21 protein-coding genes are annotated in these 20,556 nt (G+C 60.7%); 2 read left to right on the top strand and 19 right to left on the bottom strand.

Features of this window, described 5'->3' with window-relative positions; all coding sequences use genetic code 11:
* Window positions 1–9 precede the first annotated feature (9 nt).
* Complete coding sequence (locus ACA055_RS10650; RefSeq protein ID WP_497683565.1) at window positions 10–1,461, top strand: curlin; 1,452 nt, start codon at window positions 10–12, stop codon at window positions 1,459–1,461.
* Between the two features lie 231 nt (window positions 1,462–1,692).
* Here the strand turns inward: ACA055_RS10650 and ACA055_RS10645 are convergent, their stop codons facing one another.
* Window positions 1,693–2,049 carry a DUF6124 family protein gene (locus ACA055_RS10645; protein ID WP_497683564.1) on the bottom strand — a complete coding sequence of 119 codons (357 nt, stop codon included), beginning with the start codon at window positions 2,047–2,049 and terminating at the stop codon, window positions 1,693–1,695.
* A 1,094-nt stretch (window positions 2,050–3,143) separates the two neighbouring features.
* Between ACA055_RS10645 and ACA055_RS10640 the strand changes: the two genes are divergently transcribed.
* Window positions 3,144–4,672, top strand: a protein-coding gene (locus ACA055_RS10640; protein ID WP_497681942.1) for an IS3 family transposase whose coding sequence is annotated in 2 segments (ribosomal slippage) — window positions 3,144–3,585 and window positions 3,585–4,672 — 1,530 coding nt in all. Because the reading frame shifts where the segments join, the coding sequence is not laid out codon by codon here.
* 265 nt (window positions 4,673–4,937) lie between these two features.
* Here the strand turns inward: ACA055_RS10640 and ACA055_RS10635 are convergent.
* The 18 genes from ACA055_RS10635 to ACA055_RS10550 form a co-directional block, all read right to left on the bottom strand.
* On the bottom strand, window positions 4,938–5,804 hold the full coding sequence (locus ACA055_RS10635; RefSeq protein ID WP_497683563.1) for a CsgG/HfaB family protein: 867 nt from the start codon (window positions 5,802–5,804) through the stop codon (window positions 4,938–4,940).
* A gap of 31 nt (window positions 5,805–5,835) precedes the next feature.
* Entirely contained in the window at window positions 5,836–6,255 is a 420-nt protein-coding gene (locus ACA055_RS10630; RefSeq protein ID WP_497683562.1) for a curli assembly protein CsgF, read from the bottom strand.
* Entirely contained in the window at window positions 6,252–6,644 is a 393-nt protein-coding gene (gene csgE / locus ACA055_RS10625) for a curli production assembly/transport protein CsgE (protein ID WP_497683561.1), read from the bottom strand. The genes ACA055_RS10630 and csgE overlap by 4 nt, the downstream gene beginning before the upstream one ends.
* Window positions 6,641–7,183: a type II secretion system protein gene (locus tag ACA055_RS10620; RefSeq protein WP_497683560.1), complete on the bottom strand. Its 543-nt coding sequence runs from the start codon at window positions 7,181–7,183 to the stop codon at window positions 6,641–6,643. Before ACA055_RS10620 ends, csgE begins: the two co-directional genes overlap by 4 nt.
* A complete protein-coding gene (locus ACA055_RS10615) occupies window positions 7,158–7,532 on the bottom strand; it encodes a type II secretion system protein (RefSeq protein ID WP_497683559.1) in 375 nt (124 codons plus the stop codon). The genes ACA055_RS10620 and ACA055_RS10615 overlap by 26 nt, the downstream gene beginning before the upstream one ends.
* Before the next feature lie 4 nt (window positions 7,533–7,536).
* Window positions 7,537–8,010, bottom strand: coding sequence for a type II secretion system protein (locus ACA055_RS10610; protein WP_497683558.1), 474 nt, complete (start codon window positions 8,008–8,010; stop codon window positions 7,537–7,539).
* Window positions 8,011–8,012: 2 nt separating this feature from the next.
* The gene (locus ACA055_RS10605; RefSeq protein WP_497683557.1) at window positions 8,013–9,860 is read right to left on the bottom strand and encodes a secretin GspD/PilQ domain-containing protein; all 1,848 of its coding nucleotides are present in this window, start codon (window positions 9,858–9,860) and stop codon (window positions 8,013–8,015) included.
* Entirely contained in the window at window positions 9,857–10,366 is a 510-nt protein-coding gene (locus tag ACA055_RS10600; RefSeq protein WP_497683556.1) for a hypothetical protein, read from the bottom strand. The genes ACA055_RS10605 and ACA055_RS10600 overlap by 4 nt, the downstream gene beginning before the upstream one ends.
* Window positions 10,366–10,914 carry a GspMb/PilO family protein gene (locus ACA055_RS10595; protein ID WP_497683555.1) on the bottom strand — a complete coding sequence of 183 codons (549 nt, stop codon included), beginning with the start codon at window positions 10,912–10,914 and terminating at the stop codon, window positions 10,366–10,368. The genes ACA055_RS10600 and ACA055_RS10595 overlap by 1 nt, the downstream gene beginning before the upstream one ends.
* Window positions 10,901–11,446, bottom strand: a complete 546-nt coding sequence (locus ACA055_RS10590) for a PilN domain-containing protein (RefSeq protein ID WP_497683554.1) — start codon at window positions 11,444–11,446, stop codon at window positions 10,901–10,903. Before ACA055_RS10590 ends, ACA055_RS10595 begins: the two co-directional genes overlap by 14 nt.
* A 1-nt stretch (window position 11,447) precedes the next feature.
* Complete coding sequence (locus ACA055_RS10585) at window positions 11,448–12,251, bottom strand: hypothetical protein (protein ID WP_497683553.1); 804 nt, start codon at window positions 12,249–12,251, stop codon at window positions 11,448–11,450.
* Entirely contained in the window at window positions 12,232–13,938 is a 1,707-nt protein-coding gene (locus tag ACA055_RS10580; protein WP_497683552.1) for a GspE/PulE family protein, read from the bottom strand. The genes ACA055_RS10585 and ACA055_RS10580 overlap by 20 nt, the downstream gene beginning before the upstream one ends.
* An 84-nt stretch (window positions 13,939–14,022) precedes the next feature.
* Window positions 14,023–14,556: a response regulator gene (locus ACA055_RS10575; RefSeq protein ID WP_497683551.1), complete on the bottom strand. Its 534-nt coding sequence runs from the start codon at window positions 14,554–14,556 to the stop codon at window positions 14,023–14,025.
* A gap of 221 nt (window positions 14,557–14,777) precedes the next feature.
* Window positions 14,778–15,731, bottom strand: a complete 954-nt coding sequence (locus ACA055_RS10570; protein ID WP_497683550.1) for a peptidylprolyl isomerase — start codon at window positions 15,729–15,731, stop codon at window positions 14,778–14,780.
* Window positions 15,732–15,744: 13 nt separating this feature from the next.
* Entirely contained in the window at window positions 15,745–17,295 is a 1,551-nt protein-coding gene (locus ACA055_RS10565) for a cytochrome c/ABC transporter substrate-binding protein (protein WP_497683549.1), read from the bottom strand.
* Window positions 17,296–17,304: 9 nt separating this feature from the next.
* On the bottom strand, window positions 17,305–17,928 hold the full coding sequence (locus tag ACA055_RS10560; protein ID WP_497683548.1) for an SCO family protein: 624 nt from the start codon (window positions 17,926–17,928) through the stop codon (window positions 17,305–17,307).
* Complete coding sequence (locus tag ACA055_RS10555) at window positions 17,925–18,581, bottom strand: SCO family protein (protein ID WP_497683547.1); 657 nt, start codon at window positions 18,579–18,581, stop codon at window positions 17,925–17,927. The genes ACA055_RS10560 and ACA055_RS10555 overlap by 4 nt, the downstream gene beginning before the upstream one ends.
* A 12-nt stretch (window positions 18,582–18,593) precedes the next feature.
* On the bottom strand, window positions 18,594–20,546 hold the full coding sequence (locus ACA055_RS10550) for a cytochrome D1 domain-containing protein (protein ID WP_497683546.1): 1,953 nt from the start codon (window positions 20,544–20,546) through the stop codon (window positions 18,594–18,596).
* Window positions 20,547–20,556: the final 10 nt, after the last annotated feature.

Genomic DNA, 20,556 nt, shown 5'->3' with positions numbered 1-20,556 from the left:
GGTTTCATCATGTTCAAACTGACGCCCCTCACCGCCGCCATCCTGGTCATTGTCAGTGCCCAGGCGATGGCCGACGACAGCGTTTCAACCCAAGCCCAGGTCGGTACCGCCAACATCGCCGAGGTGAAGCAACTCCAGGCCAGCTTCAGTACCGCCACCCAGACCCAACTCGGTGAAGGCAACGACGCGGCCGCCAAGCAAGACAACGCCACCAGCACCATCACCCAGGACCAGATCGGCGACTTCAACGCCGGTTACGCCGAACAGCTTTATGACAACAGCAGCACCATCGCCCAACAACAGCTCGGCGCCTTCAACGGTGCCCATGCCAGCCAGTCGGTAGGCGAACTCGGTGGCAACCAGGCGCTGCAACAACAGCAAGGCACCGGCAACTTCTCCCTCATCTACCAGGAAACCCAGGACAGTGCCACCGGCACCACCTTCCAGTGGGGTGACAGCAACGAAGCCAACATCGAGCAGTTCCTGTTCGGCTCCGGTAACAACGCGACGGTCATTCAATTCGGCACCGCCAACTACGGCACCGCCGAACACATCGGCCACCTGGCCGGCCAGATCAACATCAACCAGGCCGGCGAAGGCAACTACGCCTATGGCGACCAGAGCTACGGTGATGGCGGAACCGTGACCATCAACCAGCTTGGCGACATGAACGGCACCGAAGTCTGGCAAGACACCCAGCTCGCCAGCCAGGCCACCGTCGACCAAATCGGTGTGAGCAACGAAACCATCGTCGACCAGAGCTTCGGCGACAACAACGTCGCCCAGGTGCTGCAAGTCGGCGACCTCAACGCCATCTACGCCGACCAGTTCGAATCAATCGGCTCGGCCCTGGCGCTGTACCAACAGGGCACGGGCAACATGCACCTCACTTATCAGAGCGGCGACAGCCACGTGCTCACCGCCAACTCGGTGGGTAACGACAACAAGGTCTACGCCAGCAACTGGAAAGGCCCGCAAGCCGGTGGCCAGTTCGGCAGCAACCAGCGCGCAACCGTCAACCAGGTCGGCACCGGCAACATCGCCAACTTCACCCAGGACGGCGTGGGCCACATCATGACCACCAACCAGACCGGCACCGGCAACAAAACCACCGTCAGCCAGGCCGACACCTACAACGAGCTGTACTTCGACCAGAATGGCAGCGACAACATCCTCATCGCTTCCCAACGCGGCACCACCAACATGGCCCAAGGCACCAGCACCGGCACCGGCAACAGCACCGAGTTCGACCAGTCCGGCACCGGCAACCAGGCGTTCACTACACAGCTGTATGGCAGCGATAACATGATCACCGTGAAACAGGCGGACACCATGAACGTGGCGTATGTGACTCAAGGTGGGACCGGGAACATTGCCAATGTTGATCAAAGTGGTGTGACGCAGATGGCGACCGTGCAGCAACTGGGGACTGCTAACCAGGCGACTGTTTTGCAGCAGTAAGCGTGCGGCAATAAAAAACCGCGGTCCTTTGGTGGAGGGTCGCGGTTTTTTATGGCTCGGAGTTTATCCGTCAGAGATTGGTTGACCGTGAGGCCGCCTTCGCGAGCAAGCCCGCTCCCACACTGGATCGTGTTCGTACGCAGATTTTGTGCACGACACAGATCCATTGTGGGAGCGGGCTTGCTCGCGAAGAACGATAACGCGGTCCACCTGAAGTAAAGGGTGTGGCGGTTACCCTTGTGGATCGATGTTATCCAGCGCCCGGTTCACCGCCAGGTCGGCCAGCATGATCACCTGCTGAATACCCAACAACATGCTGCGCTGCGGCCCCTCCACAAATGTTGCGAAATCACTGGCCATCACACTCGCCGAAGCCAGGGATTCACAGGCGTGAGCCAACAGGCTTTCGGTGTCGATGTCCGGGGCGATGATGAACATCGTGCTGGGCTTGCGTTCGGGGGTGTCTTTTTGGGGATTGAGGTAATGGTCGAGCGCGCGGTCGGCGGCTTCGTGGAGTTTTTTTGAATCGGGTGATGCGTAGGGGGAAACGTCGTCGGTTTCTGGGGGGTTGGGTGTGGCTTTGAACATGGTGACACTCCTTTGGAAAATAGCGCCACCAGAACCTGTCGCTAAACAAGTAAGGGTGGCGGCTGTACGCAGGTTAGCGAACCGGTCAAAGGCACCCGGTAGACCCGAAGGTCTCCCACATACAGCCACCATAACGTAATTGCAGACGTCAAAAATCTGCAAGAAAGTCTGGAACACTGATGCACTTTGAATGGTCCGGGTCGCTAAACCCGGCCGCTGAATTGTCAGCGGCCCGGAAACGATAAAGACTAGGCACAAAGCGCACAAGCCGGCGGATTCTGGCGTAGTTGTAGGCAACGACGCAAGACGATGTAGCTCTCATGACGTTACGCTAAACGACTTTTAAACAAGGCTCTCAGATCAGTACACATTCCCTGTGGGAGCGGGCTTGCTCGCGAAGGCGGAGTGTCAGCCAACATCAATGCTCAATGGCACACCCCCTTCGCGAGCAAGCCAGCTCCCACAGTTGGACTGGGTACATCTGCGGGAGATGGGTCGGCTCGAAGGCCGCCATCGCAGGCAAGCCAGCTCCCACAGTGAATCCAGTACACATGCCTAAATCAGGTCGTCTGTCAGGACGCCTTCGCGAGCAGGCTCGCTCCCACAGTTTGGACTGGATACATCTGCGGGAGATGGGTCGGCTATTAGGCCGCCATCGCAGGCAAGCCAGCTCCCACAGTAAATCCAGTACACATGCCTAAATCAGGTCGTCTGTCAGGACGCCTTCGCGAGCAAGCCCGCTCCCACAGTTGAATGGCGTACACCCAACCAAACCACGAGGCCGAGCGTTAGCTCGCCTCGCCAGCTTTTGATTTGCCCGCCCCTTCGGGAGGCTGAGTGGAGGTGTTCATCCGGGGAGTGGCGCGCAGCGCCGTTCGACGCAGTCGAACACGCTGCATGTAGGTCGTCGCGAAGCAGACCGGAGGGCAGTGTCCCCGGATGGATACCGGAGCGAAGGAACGCCGAGCTTTAGCGAGGGGCCGGACGCTCGGGGCGAGACCTTTTGGTTCCTTTTGGGGCGTTCCCTCCGTGTCAGGCTACCTGTCGCCCTTGTTGATTGACTCATTCATTCAAGAGGGCGAAGGTGTTTTGCAATGTCCAAGCGCTATGACGAAGACTTCAAAGATTGGGTCGTTCTGCAAATGATGCCGCCCCTCAATCGCTCAGTGGCGGAACTCGCCGTTGCGCTTAATCTCACGCCTCAGTCACTGCGAAACTGGAGACAAATGGCTAGAGATAAAGGTTTGATCGTGCCGGGAAACGGCAAGACCAGTGATCAATGGTCCAGCGCCGATAAATTCAACGCTGTGATGGAAACCGCACCGTTGAGTGAGGTGGAAACCTCTCAATACTGCCGGATCAAGGGCATCTACCCGGAGCAAATCCGTCAATGGCGCGAGACCTGCCAAAACGCCAATATTCTTGCTGATCTGAAACCCAGCGTAGAGAAAACTGCCGAGCAACGGCGGATTAAAGAGTTGGAACGTCAGTTGATCCGGTCAGATGCTGGACGTGCTGAGGCGGAGGCTTTGCTGGAACTCAGAAAAAAAGCCAATGCGATCTGGGGCAAGGACAAGGAAGACTGATCGACGCCTCTGATCGTACGCAAGCCATGAAGTTGATTGCAGACGCGGTGCTGAATGGCGCTCGTCGATATCGAGCGTGCAATGAGTTGGGGTTGAGCCTGCGCACAGTCCAACGCTGGCGACACGCTGGCTGTGATCGACGACGACTGGCTCAACGGGCAGCTCCGGCTAATAAGCTCAGTGAGACAGAACGCCAAGCGGTGCTTGATGCTGCCAATCAGGCTGGCTACGCCAGCCTCACCCCGCACCAAATCGTTCCTAAGCTGGCCGATGCAGGCATCTACCTGGCCTCGGAGTCGACGTTTTATCGTGTGTTAAAAGCAGCCAATCAAAACGTGCGTCGCGGCAGAACCAAAGCCCCGAAACGCAGGGTGCTGACGACGCATCGCGCTGACAGCCCCAATCAGGTGTGGTGCTGGGATATCACCTGGTTGCCTAGTACCGTCAGAGGTCGGTTTTTCTACTGGTACATGGTCAAGGATGTTTACAGCCGCAAGCTGGTCGCCAATGAAGTACATGAGGTGGAGTGCGCCGAACACGCGTGCGAACTGCTCAGGAAGGGGTGCTTACGTGAACACACAGCGGGTCGTTCGCTGGTGCTGCACTCGGATAACGGGCACGTGATGAGAGGTTCTTTGTTGCGTGAAAGTATGGTTGCGCTGGGCGTCGAGCCATCCTTTAGCCGGCCAAGGGTGAGCAACGATAACGCCTATGCCGAGGCACTTTTCCGCACCGCCAAGTACTGCCCACTCTGGCCGGATCAACCTTTTGATACGGTCACTGATGCAAGGCTTTGGGTGCAGAAATTCATAGAGTGGTACAACGAAGATCACCGCCACAGCGCCTTGAAATATGTGACGCCGAACGAACGTCACGAAGGCAAAGCGACGGTTTTATTACAAGCTAGAGCAGCACTTTATGAAGATGCCAGGGAAGCTAATCCGAATCGCTGGAGTACTCGGACACGGAACTGGAAGCTGGCAGATGCGGTGTATTTAAACCCAGAGCGCCCTGAAGTTAAGGGCGCAATGGGCTAGTCGCAGCTGTACTAAGGCGACAGGTACCTTGACACGTACCGCGTTTGCCAAAAGGGACTCGCTGTAAAAGCGAAACCACAAGCGGCCGTTACCGCAGGAATGGATATGTACCCGGTCAACAAACGATAGGTCGTCTGTCAGGACGCCTTCGCGAGCAAGCCCGCTCCCACAGTTTGGACGGGGTACATGTACGAAATTGGTCGGCTATAAGGCCGCCAAGATCCACATCAAAGCCAAACCAGGTCGGCCCGAAGGCCGCCTCGGTTCACTCCTCCTCACCCTCAGGCACAACCTTGGCCTGAGTCAAATACCGATCCAACGTCTCATCCTGCAACGGCGCCGTCTTATCCCCCGCCACCTGCCACATCTTGCGCTCAATCCCCTGGGCCAGAAGATGCCCCACCGCCGCCTCGATCGCCGACAACACACACAACTGCGCCGGCTCGTTCGTGGTGTACCCGACCTCAGCCTCAAGCAACTTCTTGAACTCGATGAACTTGAACACCCCGGCACTGCGGGCCACGGAGTAAATGGTCTTGCTGGTCATCACATTGGCCAGGATCTGCCCGCTGCGCACATCCACCGCCCGCAGGTTCACCGTGACTTGATCCACCCGATACTCGCGGGAAATGTCGATGCCCAGATAACGCGCCCCTTCCCCACCGCTGCGCACGTTGGTGTCGTACGCGATAATCCCGCCCTCGAGCATCATGTTTGCGGCTTGCAGCGGTGGCAACTCGCCCTGGATATTCATAGGCGTATTGGCCTTTTTCTGCGAGGCGCGAATGATCTTGCGCTCGGTCAGCAGGTTCTGCAGCCCTTCACGTTCCAGCACCACAAACCAGCCACTGGCCTGCATGGCATCCATCAACATGCTCGCCGCGCCCTGGGTCACGCTGGTGGAAAACGAACTGGCCGGGGTTGGTTTGTACTGCCCGGTCTGATCCCGGAAGCCATACACCACCGCCATCAACCGGCCTTTGGGTCGTGGCATGTTGATCAAGTCGTAATAAGTCGACGCCCGTGGTGTCAGGGTCGGTGATTCGGTGTCCTGTTCGGCCGGCACGGTGTCACGCAGACTGCAACCTTGTAATGCCGCCAGCATCAGCCCCAGCGCAATTATCTTTTTCATGTCCTTAACTCCCCGTTGACCCGAATCCCCGTCAAGGGGCCAGGCCATTCACCTGGATTTCCGAAACTTCACCGGTCACTCGGTCGGTCACTTCAATAGTCAGTGCGCCGGAGTCATCGATGACGTTAACGATAAAAGCGTCAGTGGACAGGCTCCCCGTATTACCGGTGGAGATGTTGTCCAACAACTGCCCGAGCAACCGCGACTGCAGCTGACTGCTGAAGCGCTCAAGGGCTGAAGTCCCGGCCAGCGAGGCACGGCTTTTCAAGTCCGGATCGTCGTAGTCGTTTTGCGCCTGGGCGTTATTGAGCAGCCAGGTTCCGTTCAACGGGTTGCCGCCGAACGATGGATTGATGGGCGTGTAGACCAGCTCCGTGGCCTGGACCAGGCCGCAACTGCCAAGCCCGAGCAACCAAACGCCGGTGCTGTGCAAGAACGTTTTCGTTTTCATAATTCGTCCCTCTCAAGGTCCGTGGTGTCCTGTAACAAGGCTTCCAGCTTGCGCTGGACGATCTGCCCGCGAACCCAGTCGGCGGCGTCATAGGCCTCGTCCTTGAGCTCCACGGTGTTCGGCGGCAGGAAGCGCCGATAAACCAAACGCTGCTGATATTCCACGGTCACCAGGCTGCCCCAGCGTGCCGAGGGTCGTTCGCGTACCACCAGGTTGAAATCCATCGGGCTGGTGGCGCGCAGACGTTCACTGAACGCGTAATAAAATTCGTGGCCGATGTGCGAGATCGTGTCGTCGACGATGAAGCCCTTCATTTCGTCCTCCTCGTCGGCCGCTACGAAGGACGTCATCAGCATCAAGACCAGGGCTGGCAGCCAGTGTCTGTTCATGGCGTCAGCGCCCCGACGCCTGGTTTTGTCGATGGACCTTTCGGCCCGGACGCGCCATCGAGAAAGGCTTTCTCGGCCACGAACTGCCAATCCGAATAACTCGCCATGCCGGTGAAATCCGACCACTGGGCAGGGAAGTCCACCTGCTTGAGCGGTTTGTCTTTGGAGGGGCTATAGAGGCCGGTGATACGTCCGTCGAAACCGCGCATCAACGTCCATTCGCCACCGCCAATCGGGTCCGGGTACAACTGACGAATATGGTGTTTGGCGTTGGGAAAGCGCTCGTCCTGCAACAGGTCCGCCAGTTCTTTCGGGTACTGGGCCAGGCCCGGCGAACTGCGGTAGTAGCTGCGCAACGCCTGGGCATACTGGGTGCCGACCCAAAGCAACTGGTGTTCGCGATCACGGCGTGAGGCGGTCGACCACACTTCGCCGGCACTGGCCAGGCCCATGCCCATCACCATGATCAGGAACAGCACGCCCAGGTAAGTGAAACCCGCCTGGTTAGAGGCCTTACCACTCGGAATAAAGGCTGCCATCACGCGCCCTCCCTGTGGCACCGCTTTTAATATCGGCGACCCCGCCCGGCACGCCGTCAGGCGGCGCCACCATCACCCAGAGGTCCTTGCGTTCGGCGATCGGGTCCGTCGGCGGCACCCGCAGGTAACGCTGCTCGACCAGTTGTTCGATGGAATCGGGATAGCGCCCGGTGTCGCCGTAATAGTGATCCAGTGCTTCGCGCATCGCCGACAGGCTCTGGCGCAGCGTGGTTTCTTTCGAGGCCTCGAGGCTGTTGAAATAGCGTGGCAAGGCGATGGTCATCAGGGTCGCGATGATTGCCATGACCACCATCAGTTCCAGCAAGGTAAAACCTTTTTCCCGATGCATAGGCTCACCACTCGCGGTAGTTGATTCCGTTGAGCCCCTTGCCGCGAGCCTGGGAGTAAACGTCAAAGACGTCTTCGCCCTCCCGCGGGTTTTGAGCCGTACTGTCATAGGAGCGCAGGCCCCAGCCGCCTTCGTCATCACGCTTGACCGGTGCCAGCGGGTCTCGGGGCAGGCGCCGCAGAAAGTAAAACTTGGCCCCCTTGGCGCTGCGCACATCACGTACGCCATCCACCAGCATTTGCAGGTTTGGTGGATAGCCGCTGCTGTTGAGCGACTTCTCGATGTAGCCGGCGTCGAAAGCCCGTTTGTAAGCGTCGATGGCATCGCGAATCTGGTACAGCGCGGTGCGCAGGTCCTGCTCCTTGCCACGGCGCACCACGGTCTCGGTCAGCGGCGCGGCCATACTGGCCAGCAGGCCGATCAGGGCCAGCGTCACGACGACTTCGATCAAGGTAAAACCGCGTTGCGAGGCGTTCATGATCAAGGCTTCTCGACGACAACAGTGGTGGTAGAAGCGACCGGCCGATCGATGTGCTCAGGCTGAATCGATTGCATCCGGCGATCCGGCGCCTGGATGTGCATGCTGGTTTCGGTGCCGGTCGGGAATTCCATGTCCGACGGGCTCTGGTACGGCAGGTTGCGCACGATCCGCGGGGTGATCGACAGCACCAGTTCCGATTTGCCGACGGTGTCCTTGTTGCTGCCGAACAAGCGACCGAGGCCGGGAATGTCACCAAGGCCCGGGATCTTGTTGCCGGTGGCGCCATGGTCGTTGCGCATCAGGCCGGCGAGGATCTGGGTTTCGCCGTCATGCAGGCGCAGGGTGGTTTGTGCGTTGCGGGTGTCGACCTGGACCGGAATGGTGCCCTGGCGAGTCGGTTCCAGCGGTGTGGCGTTACTCACTTCCAGGGCGATCTTGATCGCCACTTCGTTGTTCAGGTGCACGGTCGGCTGCACTTCGAGCTTCAGACCGACGTCCAGGTAAGTGACGCTTTCGGTGATCACCGGGCCCTGGGTCGAAGGCACCGATGTGGCGCTGATGATCGGCACGCGCTGACCGATATGGATACGCGCCTGCTCGCGGTTGCTGACGCGAATCACCGGGCTGGCCAGGGTGTTGATGTCGTTGTCCTGGGCGTTGATCTTGGCCTGTGGCGACGGCGAGATGGTGATCCGGCTAGAGTTGATGCCTTTAAGTTGATCGAGAATGGTCACGGCCGAACCATCGCTGTTGACCACACCGAAGGTGTTCGGCCATTGCAGGCCGAGGTCGAGAATCCGCTGGGTAGCGACTTCCATCACCTCCACTTCCAGCACCACTTCAGGGTTGGACTGGTCCTGGGATTGCAGGAGTTTCTCGGCCATGCGCACGGCGTCTTCGGTGTCGCGCATGGTCAATGTGTTGAGGCGTTCATCGACGAACACGTCGCGGGTCTTGAGCATGGTTTTGACCATATTCAGCGCGGTGTTGGCATCGATGCTGGTCAGGTAGAAGGTGCGCATCACCAGCTCTTGATAATCCTTGAGCTTCTGCGGCGAGTCCGGGTAGATCAGCAAGGTGTTTTCGTTCACCACTTTCTGGTGCAGCTGGTTCTGTTGCAGCAGCAGTTCCACGGCGTCTTCGATGCGCACGTCACGCACGAAGATGGTGGCTTTCATGTCCGGGCGCAGGTCCTTGTCGAAGATGAAGTTCAACCCGGCGACCTGGGACAGCACCTCGAAAATCACCTTCAGATTGGCGTCGCGAAACTCCAGGGTCACCGGCCGGTCGAGACGGGTGCGCAACTGCGGATACGGAATCACGTTGCGGCTTTGCACCAGACGAATATTGCCTTGCAGTTCCAGGGCGCCGTCGTTCTTCGGGTCCAGTTCGAGGATCTGTCTTACCTGGCGATCGGCGCCGTAGATGTCGCCGCGCCGCAAGTCGCCGCGAGCCAGTTCGAGTTTGTCGTCCAGGCTGCGCATGTGTTCGAGTTGACGCACGGCATCCTGGGCGCGGCGGTTGTTCGGTTCGATGGTCAACACCCGGCCGTAACCCATGCGTGCCGACGCGAAATCACGCTGGGCGCGATCCATGTCGGCCTGGGTCAGCAGCGCCGTTACTGCACGGGCACGGCCGCTGGTCAGGGCCAAGTGCAGCTCGGTATTGCGAGGGTTTTCACGCAGGCCTTCCTCGATACGGGCCAGGCCGGCTTCGTACTGTCCCGACTCCATCAGGTCAGTCCCTTCTTCCTTGGCGACCTGCGCCGAACTGCACGCGGCCAGTCCTGCACAGAGGCAGACAAGGCTCATCAGCGCTCCTATCGTCTTACGGCATGATCTGTTCATTGCGTGCTCCCCACAGACAAGGTCTGGGACAAATGCAGAGGCAGGTAGATCAAGCTCAGTTCCACATCGGAAATGCCCTCGATCCGCCAGGTTTCGTCGATCACATCCCCTTTGCGCACGACGTATATTTTTTCGCCGTTCTGCAAAAACACTTGCAGGTCGGAGCGGTCATCCAGCTTGCCGATGAACTGGAAAGGCAGAGGCGGTGCAGTGGGGACTTGCACCACCGGGATTACAGTGACGGGTTGTTCGGTGACGACGGCGAGCTGTGGCGCAGCCTTCCAGCTACGGGCGCCGAACAGATCGCCTGCCGGGCTCAGGTCCTTGATCACTGCCGGTTTGCCACTGGCAGGTGCGGCAGGCAGCGCGCCGCGGGTTTTGCTTTTAGTCGGAGCGGCCACGGCGGCGACCGAGTCGTCAGATGGCATGAAGTAATCGGGCAACCAGGTCAGCGCCGCCGCCACACCGAAGAACGCCACCCAGCCCACTACGCGTTTGGTATTCATCATGACCTCGACAGGTAAAGGGTCATGCGGATCCGGCCGGTCAGGTCGGTGTCGGCGATTTTTTTACGTTGGAACTCCACGTCCTCCACCACCACCGCCGGTAGCTGCCCGAGCAAGGCGTGCAGGAAGCGTCGCAGTTGTGGGTAGCTGCCACGCACCGGCAGCAGAATCTGATAACGGGCCAGATGCGTCTTGGGATCGATGCCCAGGGAATATTCACCGCGGGCCAACGTGATGCGCTCCTGCGCCGCCAGCGCGTAAATCTTGTCGATGGCCACGGTGGCCTGGGGCTGGGACGGCAACTTGCTGCGGAAATCGTCGAGTTGACGTTGCGGCATCACCGGAGCGGCGACCGTGCCCTCTTCGACCTTGGCCAGGTACTCGCCGGCTTCGCGGGTCTGCTGGCTGAGGGTTTGCAGCGACTGCCAGTCCGGCACCAGGCTGACCAGGCCGTACATCAGCGTCAGTATCAGCAGCGCCAGCCCTGCCAGACCGGGCACGCCCAGGCCTTGCAGGTATTCGTGGACGATCAATCTAGGGATTTGCATCGCCGATCTCCCAGCTAGCCGACAGGTTGAATTGCACCGGGTGTTCCGGCACGTTGGCGACGATTTCATGGCTGAGCAGCGACACATCGGACAGCTCGTCGCTGGCTTCGAGGTGGCGGTGGAAGGCGAGCATGGCTTCCAGATCCCGTGCTTCGGCGCTGATCCGGACCTGGCCTTTGCGGGCATCCGGGGTCAGGGTCAGCAAGGCGATGTCGTCGCGCGGTATGGCTTCGAGCATGGCGAAGAGGCGTTCCCAAGGCCGGCGCAATTGCTGGGACACTTTGCGCATCTCGGCCAGGTTCTGCGCCTGCTCGCGGGTTTCGGCCGGAGTCAGGCTTGTCTTGGCGCCGCTGTCGCCGGTGAGTTCACGCTGGGCCGTTTGCAGATGGCCTTGTTGTTGCGCGGCCTGTTCACTGAGGTGCTGCTGAATCAGAAGGCAGGTCAGCGTCAGTACCACGCCACCGGCCAGCAGACCCCAGCCCAATGGACCGGAGCGACGACGCGGCTGGAAGTCGAGCATCAGGGCGCGCATGTCAGGCCACCGCCCGGGACATGACGTACAAACCATCGCGTACGGTTGTCCGGCCTTCTTCGAGGGTGCGCAAATGCACACCGGGCACATCTGGCTGCGCATCGAGACGCGCTGGCGCATGCAGGTAAACGTTCAGCGGCCGTTCGCTGGCGGACGCCTGCAAGTGGCTTTCTCGGCCGATCAAAGCGGTCAGTGCGGCATCGCTGTCGCTGCTGCCCACCGAACGCACCGCCGTCCAGCGCCCTTCCCGCGCCAGCAGCAACACGCTGCGCACGGGCTCGGCGACCACGAACAGGAAGTCACCGGCGTCGAGGCTTTTGTCGAAGTGGTTGAACGCCGCCATCAGGTACGGTTGCACCGAACGCAAGCGCAGGCCGCGGCCAGTGACCAGCGTGCGCAGACGCTCCAGCAAGTCCTGAGGCAGGGCCGAGGCGATGCGGTCGCAGCCCGCCGGTTCCGCCGACAGCACCAGGCTCCAGGGTTGAGTCGGAGTGCCATAAAGGTCTTCGAAACAGAGTCGGGCAAATCCGAGCAATTCGTCGGGGCTGCTGATCTGGTCGCTCCAGGGCACCAGGCAAAACCGGCTGAAGTGCCCGGAGATCACCACGCTCAATTCAGCACCCGCACGGGTGTGTTCGGCCAGCAGCCGGTCAAGGGTGTCCAAGGCCACGGCCCAGGCATGGAAGCCTTCATCGATGAAGCCGACGCTGCCCAGCCACAGGGTTTCACTGCCCTGGCGCTGACCGAGGCCGACACCACTGGCGCCGAGGACGGCGACATAACGATCACGAGACAAAAGTGACACGATTGATCTCCTCGAGCGTGGTCCGCCCCTCTTGCACCAGGTCCAGTGCCGACTCGCGCAACAGGCGCAAGCCACGACTGCAAGCCAGGGCCTTGATTTTCGAAATGGGTTGGCGTTCGACGATCATTTGCCGCAACTCGTCGTCCAGGTGCAGCAGCTCGGCAATCGCCGTACGCCCGCGATAACCGGTGCCCCGGCAATGTCCGCAGCCCTTGCCGTGAACGAAGTGGTAGTGATCGACCTGTCGCGGATCGAGCCCCGAGAGACGCAGTTCCTCATCGGTGGGGTTGCTCGGCGTGCTGCAACTGGCGCAGACCAGACGGATCAAACGCTGGGCCAGCACGGCATTGAGGGCGGAGACGAGGCTGTAGGGGTCGATTTCCATTTGGGTGAACCGGCCGATCACGTCGAACACGTTGTTGGCGTGAATGGTGGTGAACACCAGGTGCCCGGTGAGCGCCGATTGCACGGCGATCTGTGCGGTATCGGGGTCGCGGATTTCACCGACCATGATCTTGTCCGGGTCGTGGCGCAGGATCGAGCGCAGGCCTCGGGCGAAGGTCAGGCCTTTCTTTTCGTTGACCGGGATTTGCAGCACGCCCGGCAGTTGATATTCCACCGGGTCTTCAATGGTGATGATCTTGTCCACGCCGTGGTTGATCTCGGTGATCATCGCGTACAGCGTGGTGGTCTTGCCGCTGCCGGTAGGGCCGGTCACCAGCACCATGCCATAGGGTTCGGCGGCCAGTCTGCGCAACTGGCGCAGGGTGTGTTCTTCAAAGCCCAAGGCCTGCAATTGCACGCCACTGACCTTGTCCGCCAGGTCTTGTTTGTCGAGCACCCGCAGCACCGCGTCTTCACCGAAAATGCTGGGCATGATCGAAACCCGGAAGTCGATTTGCCGGCCGCTGATGCCGATCTTGAAGCGACCGTCCTGGGGTACGCGCTTTTCGCCGATGTCCAGTTCGGCCATGACCTTGACCCGGGAAATCACCTGCTCGGCGAACTCGCTGCCCTGGATTTTGCTGATGTTGTTGAGCACGCCGTCGATCCGGTACTTGATCACCAGACCGCTGCCGGTGGTGCCCAAATGGATGTCACTGGCGTGCATTTTCAGCGCGTCGTACAAGGTCGAGTTGACCAGCTTGACCACCACACTCGCGTCTTCGCTGATGCTGGTCAGGGACAGGCTTTGCAGGGTATCGATTTCGATATTGGCGTCGGCCTGGGCGTTGAGCGACTCCACCGCGTGGAAGCTTTCTTCGTGGCGCGCCAGGTAAGCTTTCAGGTCGTCGGCATGCACCAGATAGAGCGGCGCGCCGTGCAGGCAGTCATCGATCCAGGCCAGGCGTGACGCATCGAAGGGGTCGGCAAATACGCCGATGACCGCATCGTCGTGACGCAACAGGATGAATTCGCGCTTGATGCATTGGGCCAGGGTGACCCGGTCGAACACCGGGGTGGCTTGAAACAGGCTGTCGGTGTCGAGCACCGGATAATGCAGGGTAGCGCCGAGGCACTCGATGAAGGGCATGGGGGCCAGTTCGCACAACACCCCGAGGGCTTCCAGTATCCGTTCGCCGGAACTGGCGGCGCGGGAGCGTGCCTGGGCCAGTTGTTCACTGGAAAATCGTGACGGTACACAGTCCAACAGCGCCGGTTCGACGGCAAGGGATAGACGGTCCATGGCATGCTCTCCAACGCCGGGGGCTTTGAGCCCTGTCGACGCGGCAGGCCATTGCGGCGATTGCCGGAACGTCTTGTCGCGCCACTACTCCCCGGTGAGCAATTGTTCGTCGTCTGGTGCCCTGGACGTCGGCGGACTTCGTCGACGATCCGCCAGCACCCAACTGCCGTCGTACAACTGCAGCGGGAAACTCTCGGTCCTGCTCTGGCGTCGTTCGACAAAACCTTCGGATGTGCTCATGCCTGCTTTGGGTTCGCGCTCCATCCCCAGAAGGTCGCAGACTGCTCGGGCCAATTCCGCCAATGGAAACGGTTTGAACAGGATATGACTGACTCCAAGTTGCCTGGCCCGCTCACACACTTCAGCGGTTGGGTGCCCTGTAATCAGTACAAAGTGACAGTTCCTGTTCTGGCGGACAGCATCGAGCACCTCAAAGCCTTCCATATCGGGCAAGCGGTAATCGAACACCATCACATCGGGTGCGAACTGTTCGGCTTCGCCGATACCCGTCACACCGTCATGTGCAATCCGAACGTCCAGCGCTTGCGCCTGAAGGTAATCCTTGAGGTTTTGTGCAAGCAGCTGTTCGTCTTCGACAACCAGTACTTTGTTTAACAAGGTCGACTCCTTGAAACCGCAGGTCCGATGTTCCAGTCCTGGGAGTGCGTGCCTTAATGAGGCTAACGCACACTTCATGCCAGGCTGAGCGCCGGTTTTTTTACCGCTACACGTCTTTGATTTTCATGAAAAAACCATTTCGTCCAGAAACCCCATCCCCCAAAGGCGGGGACGCGCTCGGATGTGTGCTGAAGCTTTCCCCCACTATTGGGGGGGAACCTTCAATCATCGTCAATCCGTTCGATTCGGTTGCTTGATCGCAGTTGCCCCAGAACCTGTAGACGAACACGGGTCTGTTGCTGTCGGGCAAGGTACGCCCTGACCATCTCAAGCCCCTGCTCCTCTGAGACATCGGTCGCCTCCAAGTGGTTCTGCACATTGATCAGATGCCAGCCAACGGCCGTGCGTACCGGTTCACTGACCGCCCCAGGTTTCAGGGCAAAAGCGGCCGCTTCGAATTCAGGCAGCATACGCCCACGAGGAAAGTAGCCCAAATCCCCGCCCTTGCTGGCGGATTCGTCTTCGGAACCGGCCCGGGCCACGCTGGCAAAGTCTTCCCCCTGACGGATTTTCACCCGCATCTCCTCTAAGCGTAGTCGCGCGGCCTCGACTGTGGCGGAATCCGCGCCCTGGGGCACTTTGATCAGGATGTGCCGCGCCTGGATCTCCGCTGGCCGGCTCATCTTGGCGCGATTTTCTTCGAAAAACGCACGGACCTCTTTTTCGTCCGGCGCCGAGACTTGGGTGAGTTGCGCAAACATCTGCTGGGCCGCGAGGTCCCGACGGGTGTACTCGGTAAAAGCGGCCTCGTCGAAACCGGCGTCTTCCAGGCGCCGGGCGAACTTCTCGGCACCGCCGATGGCCTGGCGGGTCTGGTCGATCTGGCTTTGCACCGTGGCATCGCTGACCACCACCCCGCGCTTGACGGCTTCCTGCCACAGCAATTCCCGGTCGATCAAGGTGTCCAGGGCCGCCTGACGCAGTTGCTTGTACGCCTTGGGACTGCGAATGCTGGCCACTGCCCGGCCCTGGTCTTCCAGAAACTCGGCGAAATAGCGCTCCAGGCGGAACTGGGAAATCTCCTCGCCATTGACCCGCGCAGCCACCGGGCCATTGTTGCAGAACGCCACGGGCGCCCACATTGTCAGCAGGATCAGCAGAGTATTGAGTTTCATGATCGACCTCCGGTCAGGGCGTCGCGGCAATGGGTTTGTAAGGAGCGACCAGATAAAAACGCTGGCCGGGCAAGTCAACGGTAACGATATGCGCGCCGCTCAGGCCCAGGCGACGACCCGGACCGAAGCTGATCAGCGGGGTCAGGCCGGTATCGAAGTCATGCAGGCCTTCCAGGGCACTGATGAGTTTGTCGCGGCTGGCGTCGCGTCCGGCCTGCTTCATGCCTTCGCTGAGCAGCAGCATCGAACTGAACGCGCCGACTTGCAGCACCGCATGCTGACCGCCGAGCCCCTGGTGCTTGCGCAACTGGGTCAAGGCCAGACGCCCGGCCATCGTCCAGTCACTGGGTACGAACGGATAGGCCAGAAACACCCGCCGGGAAAAATCGTTGGGCACCTGCAACAGATCACCGGCCACCTGGTTCGACGCGGCGAACAGATAAGGCACTTGCCCCGCTGTCTGCAAGCGCGCGGCAAGGCGACTGAAACCGCCGCCGCTGCCCAAGTAAAACACTGAGCGCGAGCCCAGCGGCAACGTGTCCTGTGCCGAGTCGTAGAGTTGCAGACTGACATTTTGCCAAGCGCGATCCTGCAAGTATTGAGCGAGGTTCTGCGCCGCCAGCCGCTGGCCGGGTTCATCCGGGTAAGTGATCAACGTCGGTCCCTGAAGCACACGCAAACTTTGGGTGGCGTAATCGGCCAGCGCTATCAGCTGTTCGCGCAACCCCGGCAGCGGTTCGAAAATCTGCCGACTGGCCTGGGCCGTGCCCAGCAACGACAGCGGCCCGATCAGCGGAATCCCGGCCCGTTCCAGGCGCGCAGGCAGGTCCGCATCCAGCGCCGGTGCCAGCGGCGCGATCAGGGCGAACACCTGTTCCTGCTCGATCAATCGGTCCAGCGCCTGCTCGGCACTGGCGCGATCCGGGCCAGGGTCGACGATGGTCAGGCGCAACTGTCGGCCATGAATACCGCCCGCCTGGTTGATCCGCGCCACGCTGCCATTGAGCACCGCCGCGACCGTGGCGCCCTCATCGCGCAACGGTCCCCGGCTCGGCAACAAGGTACCCAAGTGCAGACTGTCGGGGGTCAGGCCCGGGTCGCGGTCATTGGCCAGGCGCTTGAGGTAGGCCGTCAGGTTGCGCTGATCATTCATCGACAACACGAATCTCGGCATCGCCGGGTCGAGCCGATTGTTGGCCGGATCGCGACCTTCCTGGACCGCTCGCGCCAACGTGCCTTCGGTGTACGCAGGGTAACGACGTCCATTGATCTGCTGCTGGCCGTAGGTGCTGGTGAGCCGCGACCAGCTCAGGTCCGGCGGTCGCACCCCGCCTTCCGGTCGCCCCAGACCATCGGCGCCGTGACAATTGGCGCACGGCAGGCTGGTGGCCGGCAGCAGCATACCCGCTGAACCGACCCGGGCCATGATCGGCTCACCGCTCCCGGACAGCCCTTCGCGGTACAGCCGTTTGCCGGCGGTTTCGCTGGGACTCAGCGGCACCGCATGGGCAGTCAGGCTGATGCCACCCAGCAGTAGCAGGCCGAGAACGAGAGAGGTTTTCATGGCGCGGGCTCAACGACCGACCAAGGGCATTGTCAGCAACTGCAAGCGCTGGGCAATGGCGGCGGCCGGGGCGTCGGGACGGATCTTGCTCCAGCGTTTGTTCGCTACGTCACCGACAATCAGCTGCGTGGAATGCTGCTCGGGGGTCGGCACGATCTGGCCGATGCGGCTCAGTACAAGGTCCATTTGCGCCTTGTCGCCAGTTAGAAAAAGCCAGTGGGGCCCATCAACGCCCTGTTTCAAGGTGTAAGCCTTGAGTACCGCCGGGGTGTCCCGCAGCGGATCACTGGTAAGGGAGATAAAAGTGATGCCATCGGCCTTGTCACCCAACACTTCGCGAACCTCCTTGAGTTTTTGGGTGATCAGCGGGCAGGCATCGTTGCAGCTGGTGAAGATCACGTTCAGCAGTACGATCCGGTTTTGCAGCGCGTCGCTGTAGAAGCGCAGGGTTTCACCGTTCTGGTCCTGCAACGGGGTGTCGGTGAACCAGGTTTTTGCATCGCGAGTGCCGGTTGCCGGGGGCGCTACGGCGGCCACCGTTGGCGCGGGTTCTTCGTGCCCTTCGTGGGAAAACGCCATAAAGCTGATAACGCAAAAAAACATCGTCAGGATGATCAAGGCGAGGGCTTTCATGGCTGATGCTCCATGGCAATGGCGGTGTGTTTGGCGTGGGTGTTGCGCTCGCCGCTGAGTTTCTCTACTTCACGGATCAACACGGCCGGGTCGGTGAAGCCGTAATAGCGGGTCCAGTGACGGTTGTTGCCGTCTCCCACCAGGATCAGTGGCTGATGGCTTTTGAAGTCGCCGCTGAAAGTGCCGAGCCCCTTGAGCGTTGCATTGATCGATTGCGAGGAGCCGGTCAACCAGCTCCAGCCCGGACCGTTCTGGAAGCTGCGGGCGTAGTCGTTCAGGCGCTTGGCGTCGTCGCGCTGTGGGTCGATGCTGATCGACACCAGTTGCACCTCGGTGCCGACTCGCGAGCCCAGCTGTTTCTGCACCTTGCCCATGATCGAGGACACCACCGGGCACACCGTGGTGCAACTGGTGTAGATGAAACTCATGACCACGATCTTGTTGGTCACCAGGTCTTTTTCCAGGCGTACCGCTTTGCCGTTGTGGTCCACCAGCGCGACGTCGGCGAACTTGACCTGGGCGCTCTCCGAACTGGCGGTTTTGGCCGGCATGTCATGGCCGGCGTGCTCATCCGCCGAGTGGGCCAGGGCTTGACCGATACCGGCGGCCAACAGGCAGAACGTCAGCAATCCACAGTGTGCGACTCGGTTCATGTCAGATTCCTCTTAGTGGGCATGGCCGGGAAGGACCCGAACGCTGGCAAACGTCTTGTCGTCGAAACCGGCGCCCAGCGACGCCGCGCGTACGTGCAGGTACCAGGCGCCGTTCTGGTCGAGGGTCACCGGGGCTTCATAAACCCCGTTGCCAACTTCCAGCGCCGCAACTTCCTTGGCCCGGGATGTCGGGGCGAGGAAGTAGCGCACCAGCACGTCCTTGACCCCGCTGCGCTGTTCCTTCTGATTGCCCTGGACAATGCGAAAACGTACGACGTAAGGACTGCCGAGGTGGGCCGTGGACTTGTCGAGCATGAACTCCACTTTCGGCGCCACTCGGTGTTGGGCGAGTTGTTTATCGGCCTCAACCAAGGTGCTGAAGCAATGGATGATGTTCGGCTGATTGAGCATGAAGGCGACATCGAAACGCCCGGCTGGCGGCAGTTTGATCCGCGCGCTGTACAGTCCCGGCTCGACTTCGCGCAGGCTGCGGTCGATGACCATCGCCGCGCGCGCCACTTGCCCGCGATTGGGATAACCGGACATCGGCGCGTTCATGCCTTCGGCGTAGAAGTAGGTGGTGTTGTCCACCGGGTTGACCACAAACACCGCGTTGTCGTCCCGTGACACCGCCAGGCTCGACGCCAGTGGCAGATCACCCGCCAGGCGCGGTGCCTTAGGTCCGGCTTCAAAGCCCTGGCTGATCGGCGTACGACCTTCGCCCAGAGACGCCAGGTTAATCATCGTCACCTTGGACGATGCCAGCCCGCGAATGTAGGCGTAGGCCTTGGTGAACACCACTTGATAGGGTTCGGCGGACACGTCCAGTTCATGGATCAGTGAGTCGGTGGCCGCGTCGATCACCGAGGCCTGGTTCTCCAGGGTGTTGAGCACGATGCCGAAACGACCGTCAGCGCTGAACCCCATCGGACCGAGCCCCTGTTTCACCTTGATCACCCGGCGTACCGCGAGGCTCGCGCCATCAACCACGGTCACCGTGCCGTCCCGGCCATCGGCCACATACACCGCCTGGGACAGCGGCGAGTACGCTACCGACAACGGGTGCGAACCGGTCTTGAGCTGTTTGCTGATAGTCAGGCTGGCGATGTCGATAATGCTCAGCGTGCCGTCATCGCGGTTGGTGACGAAGGCGTAGCGGCTGTCCTTGCTGAAGGCGATTTCGTGGTGCCCGGCGCCGGTGGCCAGGTGCTTGAGTGGCTTGAGGCTGCTGCTGTCGATCACCGTGACGCCGGACTCCTCGGCCGTCTTGGCATTGTTGCCGACCCACAGCAGACGCTCATCCGGTTGCAACGCCACGCGCACCGGGTTGCTGCCGGCGGCCACCGAGTCGATCAACTTGAATTGCGCGCTGTCGATCACCGCGATTTCACCGGCGGTCGGCATCGAGATAAACACCCGTTTGTTGTCCCTGGGCGTGACCCAATCCATCGGCGGCTGCTTGATATCGATCCGCGCCATGGTGCTGGTGATACCGCCCACCGACACCGATGGATCGACCACCGAGACGCTGGCATCGCGGTTCATCACCAGCAGGAAGTAGCTGTTCAGATCGAGCAACGGCTTTGCGCCGATGCTCGATTTCAGGAACACCCCCACCCGCGACTTGCAGCTTTTCTCACGACCCTGGGCCTGGTCGGCGGCGACGGCTTCCGGGTCCAGCCAGGCGCCGGGATTGACGCCCGACAGTGGCTGGCCCGAAGTGCTGTCCGTGATCCGAAAGCGTACATCGGCGAATTCACCCTCGCGCACCACGCCGTCCTCGGCCAGCGGCTTGACCTCCAGGGTCACCAACACGCCGTCTCGCTCAAGCTTCTGGCCGCTCCAGGTGTCTGGCACCGCAACCTCGCTGAGCATGTCCGGCTGCGCCGTGCGCCATACCCCCAGACAGATCAGCGCCAACCCCACAACCAGCGCGAGTCCGGCCACTTTGATGGTCCTGTTCATAACGCATCTC

Source organism: Pseudomonas sp. LBUM1657 (genome assembly GCF_059716075.1).
This window is presented reverse-complemented; position numbering and strand designations above follow the sequence as displayed.